Genomic DNA, 6,449 nt, shown 5'->3' with positions numbered 1-6,449 from the left:
GTGCGGACGCCGAGCATGATGGCGCCGAGCACGACGCAGGCCTGCAGGATGACGAGAAGGGTTTCCATCTTCGGCTCCTTCGCAGCAGGGCGGGCGTCATGCCGCGCCGTGTGGATGCCCGGGGCTGTGCGCCCCGGGCATCATTCACATCTGACTATGCCTCAGCCTTGAGCTCGCGGCCGTGGACCGTGAGCGCGTAGATCACGAGCACGTCGACCGCGATGATGGCCAGCGCCCACCACGGCTGCACCGAGATCAGGGCGAGCTGCCCGACCGCGCTCAGCGCGGCGAGGATGATCGCGACCACTCGTGCCCATGTCTGGCCGGCGATGAGCGCCAGCCCGGTCAGGAGCAGCAGGACGCCGATGATGAGGCTCCACCACCCCCAGCCCTGAACGTCGAACAGGAACAGGGAGCCGTTGACGACGGCGAAGTACGCGTCGGGGCCGATGAGGGCCACGAGCCCCTGCAGACCGCTGAAGACACCGCTGACGATGAGGATGACCGCGGCGAAGACGCCCCAGCCCGCCCATCCGGTGCGATCGGTTGTCGAACTCATCCGTATCTCCTTCTCGTGCCCGCGTCAGGCCCCGAGGGCCTTGGTCTTGAGGGCGTCGTACTCGGCCTGCGAGATCGCGCCGGAGTCGAGCAGGCCCTTCGCCTTGCTGATCTCGTCAGCCGGCGACGCCGACGCCGACCCGGCCGTCGACCTGATGTAGTCGTCCTGCTGCGCGCGCAGCGCCTGCGCCTGTGCGATCGAGCGCTTCTGCATGCCGGAGCCGCGCGCGATGAGGTAGACGAGCGCGGTCAGGAACGGCACGAAGATCAGGAAGATGATCCACACCGCCTTGAGCCAGCCGTTGACCGAGTCGTCGCGGAACAGATCGCCGATGATCGAGAACAGGACCATCAGGTACGCGAAGAACACGAAGAACCAGAAGAACCAGGCGACCCAGCCCCACAGATCCATAGCGAATCCAATCTTCAGCGGCGGACCTTGCGCCCACCGTCTGGCCACACGCTATGGCCGTGTCCGCGAGGGTCACGTCACCCGGTGAGGGTGAGAATCCCCGTCCTCGATCGGGTTCACCGAGATCACCGCGATGTGCAGTCCGTCGAACATCGCGAGCAGGCCGATGAGCCGTGCCTGATCGGGCACGGGGCCCACCACGTGGGTGCGCCCCTGGTCGTCGACCGTGACCGTGAAGCCTTCCAGCGCCGTCACGACGAGGTCGTGGCTGAGCGGTCCGCCGACGACGATCTCGACCGTCTGATCGTGCATCGTGACCCCCTTCGTGACGACCGGTCGGCGCGCACTGCCCCCCGCAGGCGACAACTCTTCATCACGTCACGCCCCGTCACGTCACCCCTGTGGGATGATTTGGCTGCAGACAACAGCATTTCTCGGGGGAGAGATGTCGATGGAACCTCGCAGGATGCCGCCGCACGCGGTCGACCGACCGTCACTGCGGCGCCAGCTCGACAGCGCCCTCGCGTCACCGCTGGCCCTCATCGTCGCGCCCGCGGGCGCCGGCAAGACGGTGCTCATCACGCAGTGGGCGCAGTCCCGCCCCGACCTCGCCGTGGCATGGTTCGATCTGTCGGCCGCCGACCGCGCCGTCGGCGCGTTCATCCGTCGGCTCTGCGCGGGGATCGCCGCCGTGGCACCGCGCTTCTCGCCGCCGGAGCTTCCTCCGCTCACCGCCAGGACTCGGCTCGGCGAGCCGTTCCTGATCGACCTCGCGGAGCGGCTCGCCGATGTCGGCGACCTCGTTCTCGTGTTCGACGATCTCGATCACCTCGCCAAGACGACGGTCCTGACCGATCTGTGGCGGCTCGTCGACCTGCTCCCCCGCGACGTCCACGCGATCTTCTCGTCGCGCGTCGATCTGAACCTCGGTTGGAGCCGCCACCGGCTCGAGCACGACCTCGTCGAGATCCGGCAGCGCGAGCTCGCGTTCGACGACGAGACCACCGGCCGGGTGCTGTCGGCGATCGCGGGGCGCGAGATCGCGCCCGAGACGGCGGCCGCGGTGACGGCGCAGACCGAGGGGTGGGCGGCAGGCGTTCAGCTGACGGCGCTGCGCTTGCGCTTCGCCGACGATCCCGACCGGATCGTCGACGAGCTCACCGACACGGATCAGCTCGTCATGAACTATCTGAGCGTCGAAGTGCTCGAGGCGCTGCGGCCCGAACGACGCGACGCGCTCATGCGGCTCGCGGTGCTCGACGAGGTTTCGGCGGGGCTCTGTGAGGCGGTGGCAGGCATCGCCGGCGGCGACGACTTCCTCGCGCGGCTGGAGCGCGACTCGCTGTTCCTCGTGCGCGTGCCGGGCCGGGCCGGCTGGTTCCGCTTCCATAGGCTGTTCCGCGATCTGCTGATCTACCGTGTTCGCGCGACGGACGCCGCCGCTGAGACGGCGGTGCTCGAAGCCGCGGCGGAGTGGTTCCTCGCCGCCGGCGACGCCGACGCCGCGATCGACTACCTCCTGCGCGGACGCCGGTGGGAGCGCGCAATGGACCTGATCCTGCATGTCGATCCCGGCCCATACGAAGCGGTGCGGGCCTCGAAGCTCGCCCAGTGGCTCTCACTGGTGCCCGCCGACGTCCGCGCCGAGCGACCCGACGCCGAGCTGCTGCTCGCGATCGCGAACACGGTGAGCGGCCACGGCGTGTCGGCCGTCGACGCAATGCAGCGCCTCGTCGCCGACCGCGAGCTCTCGATCGGACGCCGCCAGATCGCCCTCGCGTACCTTTCCGCCGAGGTGCAGTTCGCGCCTCGCCCCGAACTGTTCGCCGACATCGCCGACGAGGCGGTCGCCCTTCTGGAGTCCCACCCCGATGCGGAGCCGCCCGACCTGATGGGCTTCACGTCACGGCCGCTCCTGCAGCTGATCAGCCGCGCGTCCGCTGGCCGGGCACAGCTCATGCTCGGCCGGGTCGACCGGGCGAGGGAGCAGCTCGCGGCGGCGCTCTCGCCCGTCGCCCTCGCGCACCCCCGTCAGCGTGTGCACGCGCTGGGCACCCTCGCGATCGCCGAGGCGCTGTCGGGGCTGCTCACCGATGCCTCCGAGCACGCGAACGAGGCCCTCGAGCTGGCGCGCGACATCGGTGCGCACGGGCATCCGGCGCCCGCCGACGCGCACCTCGCCCGCGCGCTCGTGTGCGTGCAGCGCGGCGACAGCGGCGCGGGTGCGGCCTCGCTCGCCGTGGCCGTCGCAGCCGCGGCATCCGACAACCGCACCCAGCTCCTCTGGCTCGCGCATGTCGTCTCGCGACTCATCCACCCGCGCGACATGGCGGACAGCGTCGAATCGCTCGGGCCGCCCCCTCCCCTGGTGCGGCAGATCCTCACCGGGATCTCGATGCGGGAGTCGCGCGAGAAGGGACTGACGGTCGCGCCGACGGCCCCATCGGCGGAATGGTCCGCGGTCGCCTTCGAAGAGGTCGCGGCGAGCCTCGAGGCAGGCCTCTTGTCGCAGGCCCGCGTCCGTCTCGCCCAGCTCACGGTGTCGGGGGTGCAGCCGGACCCCATCGCCGGCATCGAGGTCGAGGTGCTCACCGCCTGGCTGTGTCTGGGCGAGGGACGCCGCACATCGGCCAGGGAGCACCTCGAGGCCGCGCTGGAACGCTCCCAGCACGACCGCCTCGCCCGCCCGTTCCTGCGGGTCGGCCCGGCAATCCTCGACCTGCTCGACGACGGGCCCATCGGCCGCAGCGAGTTCGGCAGGGCGGTCGCCGAGCGCCTGCGCCGTCAGGGAGCGCCGCGCACCGAGCGCCTCCCCGACGAGCTGACGCCGCGTGAGCTGGAGCTGATCGGCTACCTGCCCACGCGGTACACGATCGCCGACATCGCCGAGCGGTGCTTCCTGTCTACCAACACGATCAAGACGCACCTGGCGCACATCTACCGCAAGCTCGGCGTCGGATCGCGGGATGCCGCGATCGAGCGCGCGACCGAGCTGGGGCTCTTCGACGTCCGCGAGGACACCCGCATCATCTGATGCGGGTGACGCGGACGTCACGTGAACGAGTGAGAACCGCACCTCGAACGCGGGATCGCGGCTCTCCAGGCGTGAAGGTCTTCAGCGTCCGCGACGACGGGTGGCAGGTCTTCCCGCGCGCCTGATACGGCTCAGCCGCCGGGACGGTGGTCGAGGGGGGCTCCGGCGGGAATGAGCGGTTCGTCGGCCACGCTCGCGCGGAAGTCCGAGAGGATGCGATTGAAGTGCGCGACCGTCCAGCTGTGAAGGTACCGGACGTCGATCGGCTCCCTCTCCTGCGGGTCGGTGATGAGGTTGATCACATGCGGCGAGCTGAGCTCCGCCGGCGGATCGGTCGAGAGCCGCTGGGCGACCAGCGCGAGCTTGAAGTCCCGCCACTTCACGCCGTACAGGCGTTCGCCCATCCAGAACGGGAACCCGTCGCGCGCGGAGCGCTCGTCCGCTCCGCACAGCCACCTCGTCTGCTCGACGCCGTCGATGACACGGTCCTGCGGCACGGCGGCGCCCGCTGCCGCCGCCAACGTGGGGAACCAGTCGGTGACGTGGCAGATCTCGTTGCTCACGACCCCTTCGGCGACGCGCCCCGGCCAGCGAACGATGCACGGGGTGCGGAGGTTCCCCTCGCCGCCGGCGAAGTACGACCCCTCGTAGAAGCCCGGCGTGCCGCGCCATGTGAGGACTTCCTCCGGGCCGTTGTCGCCCGCGAACACGACCAGCGTGTCGTCGGCGACGCCGAGTTCGTCCAGCAGGTCGAGCAGCCGGCCGAAGTCCGCATCGAGTTCCAGCAGGGCGTCCGACCACTCGCCGTTGCCCGAGGCGCCGCGGAACTCCTCACGCGCGATCACCGGCATGTGCATCAGTGAGTGGTTGAAGTAGACGAAGAACGGCGTGTCGCCGGCGACGGCGTCGCGCATGAATGCCTCGGCCCGTGCGAGGTACTCCGCGTCGACGTCTCGCCGCACTTCCAGTGTCAGTTGCTCGCCCTCCGTCACGTCGGGGTCGCCCTGCCGGATCTCGAGCATGCGTGAGACGCCGTCGCGCTCGGGGTCGTACCAGGGGTCGTCGGGCCACAGAGCTTCGTCGTAGGTGCGTGCGGGGCCGTACCACTCGCGGAAGCCCTTGTCCGTGGGCCATCGTCCCGCGCCTTCGCCGACGTGCCACTTGCCGTAGATGCCGCAGGCGTACCCGGCGCCCGACAGCACGTCCGCGATGGTCCGCTCCCACGCCACCAGCCCCCACCCGTCCGGGGCGCCCAGCGGAACGCTGTGCGTGCCCGAGCGGATCGCGTACCGGCCCGTCATGAGGGCGGACCGCGTCGGCGTGCACTGCGCCTCGGGTGCGTAGTTCGTCATGCGGAATCCGTGCGCGGCGAACTCGTCGATGCGTCTGGTCCAGGCGCCGCGCAGCGGTCCGCCGCTGTAGCAGCTCAGCTCGCCGAAGCCGAGGTTGTCGACGTGGAAGAACAGGATGTTCGGCTGCACGGACATGGTGGCCGCCTTTCGTGAGATGAGCCGGTCAGGCCTCGCCGACGAGCCGGAAGCCGATGTGCGACATGCCGGTGTCTTCGGCCTGCGGCGAGCGCGCCGCGGGCCGGAAGCGCAGGCAGTAGTCGGGCGAGCACAGGTGCGAGCCGCCCTTGAGCACGCGACGCGGGATCGACGGGAAGCCGTCCTGGGCACTGGCGGCCGCCAGCAGGTTCGCGCGCTTGCCGGCGTCCACCGGCTTGTCCGACAGCCGCAGGTGCCGGGGCGTGTAGTAGTCGGTGGTCCACTCCCACACGTTGCCGGTCATGTCGTACAGGCCGTACCCGTTCGGGGCGTATGAGCCGACGGGTGCGGCATCCCCCACCCCCTGGTTGTCGTACGGAAAGCGGCCGAGCCAGGAGTTCGCCTGTGCCACCCCGCCCGGGTACGGCTCGTCGCCCCACGCGAACCGCTTGCCCTCGAGCCCGCCGCGCGCGGCGTACTCGTGCTCGGCCTCGGTGGGCAGGCGCAGTCCCGCCCAGTCGGCGTACGCCTGGGCGTCTTCGAACGCGATGTGGACGACAGGATGCCGCAGCCGCTCGTCGATGGACGACTCGGGTCCGAACGGCCGGCGCCAGTACGCGCCGGGCTGCCAGCGCCACCAGTTGCGCCAGTCGCGCAGGTCGACCGGCCCTCGTGTCGGCGTGAACACCATGGCCCCCGGAACGAGGTCCGCGGGATCGGCGCCCTCGAAGTTCGCCGGGTCGAGCTCGCGCTCGGCGACCGTGATGTACCCGGTGTCGTCGACGAAGGCGGCGTACTGCGCGTTGGTGACGGCGTAGCGATCGATGCGGAACGGCGCGACCTCGCGCTCGTGGACCGGCTGCTCGTCGGGGTAGAACTCGTCGGAGCCCATCGTGAACGTGCCCCCGGGGAGCAGCACCTGGTCGCGGATCGCTGACGTCACCCGACAACCGTAACG

General features: G+C 70.3%; 6 protein-coding genes. 1 reads left to right on the top strand and 5 read right to left on the bottom strand.

Going from position 1 to position 6,449, the window contains the following annotated elements; genetic code table 11:
* Positions 1–154: 154 nt before the first annotated feature.
* From ACTHNQ_RS16515 to ACTHNQ_RS16505, 3 genes are all read right to left on the bottom strand, one after another.
* Positions 155–559 (bottom strand): DUF7144 family membrane protein, encoded by a 405-nt coding sequence (locus tag ACTHNQ_RS16515; RefSeq protein ID WP_440335044.1) that lies wholly within the window; start codon positions 557–559, stop codon positions 155–157.
* A 24-nt stretch (positions 560–583) separates the two neighbouring features.
* Positions 584–970 carry an SHOCT domain-containing protein gene (locus tag ACTHNQ_RS16510; RefSeq protein ID WP_440335043.1) on the bottom strand — a complete coding sequence of 129 codons (387 nt, stop codon included), beginning with the start codon at positions 968–970 and terminating at the stop codon, positions 584–586.
* 72 nt (positions 971–1,042) lie between these two features.
* A complete protein-coding gene (locus tag ACTHNQ_RS16505; protein WP_440335042.1) occupies positions 1,043–1,282 on the bottom strand; it encodes a hypothetical protein in 240 nt (79 codons plus the stop codon).
* A 154-nt stretch (positions 1,283–1,436) separates the two neighbouring features.
* Between ACTHNQ_RS16505 and ACTHNQ_RS16500 the strand changes: the two genes are divergently transcribed.
* Positions 1,437–4,004 carry a LuxR C-terminal-related transcriptional regulator gene (locus tag ACTHNQ_RS16500; RefSeq protein ID WP_440335041.1) on the top strand — a complete coding sequence of 856 codons (2,568 nt, stop codon included), beginning with the start codon at positions 1,437–1,439 and terminating at the stop codon, positions 4,002–4,004.
* A gap of 131 nt (positions 4,005–4,135) precedes the next feature.
* Here the strand turns inward: ACTHNQ_RS16500 and ACTHNQ_RS16495 are convergent, their stop codons facing one another.
* Together ACTHNQ_RS16495 and ACTHNQ_RS16490 are read right to left on the bottom strand one after the other, a co-directional pair.
* On the bottom strand, positions 4,136–5,491 hold the full coding sequence (locus ACTHNQ_RS16495; protein ID WP_440335040.1) for a sulfatase-like hydrolase/transferase: 1,356 nt from the start codon (positions 5,489–5,491) through the stop codon (positions 4,136–4,138).
* Positions 5,492–5,519: 28 nt separating this feature from the next.
* Positions 5,520–6,434 (bottom strand): formylglycine-generating enzyme family protein, encoded by a 915-nt coding sequence (locus ACTHNQ_RS16490; protein WP_440335039.1) that lies wholly within the window; start codon positions 6,432–6,434, stop codon positions 5,520–5,522.
* Between the last annotated feature and the right edge of the window lie 15 nt (positions 6,435–6,449).

Source organism: Microbacterium sp. (assembly GCF_051953575.1).
Taxonomy (GTDB): Bacteria; Actinomycetota; Actinomycetes; order Actinomycetales; family Microbacteriaceae; genus Microbacterium.
This window is presented reverse-complemented; position numbering and strand designations above follow the sequence as displayed.

What these genes read in the sequence shown, in the direction of transcription:
- ACTHNQ_RS16510 (WP_440335043.1), bottom strand. Translation starts at nt 970, where the DNA reads ATGGATCTGTGGGGCTGGGTCGCCTGGTTCTTCTGGTTCTTCGTGTTC.
- ACTHNQ_RS16500 (WP_440335041.1), top strand. Translation starts at nt 1,437, where the DNA reads ATGCCGCCGCACGCGGTCGACCGACCGTCACTGCGGCGCCAGCTCGAC.
- ACTHNQ_RS16495 (WP_440335040.1), bottom strand. Translation starts at nt 5,491, where the DNA reads ATGTCCGTGCAGCCGAACATCCTGTTCTTCCACGTCGACAACCTCGGC.
- ACTHNQ_RS16515 (WP_440335044.1), bottom strand. Translation starts at nt 559, where the DNA reads ATGAGTTCGACAACCGATCGCACCGGATGGGCGGGCTGGGGCGTCTTC.
- ACTHNQ_RS16505 (WP_440335042.1), bottom strand. Translation starts at nt 1,282, where the DNA reads ATGCACGATCAGACGGTCGAGATCGTCGTCGGCGGACCGCTCAGCCAC.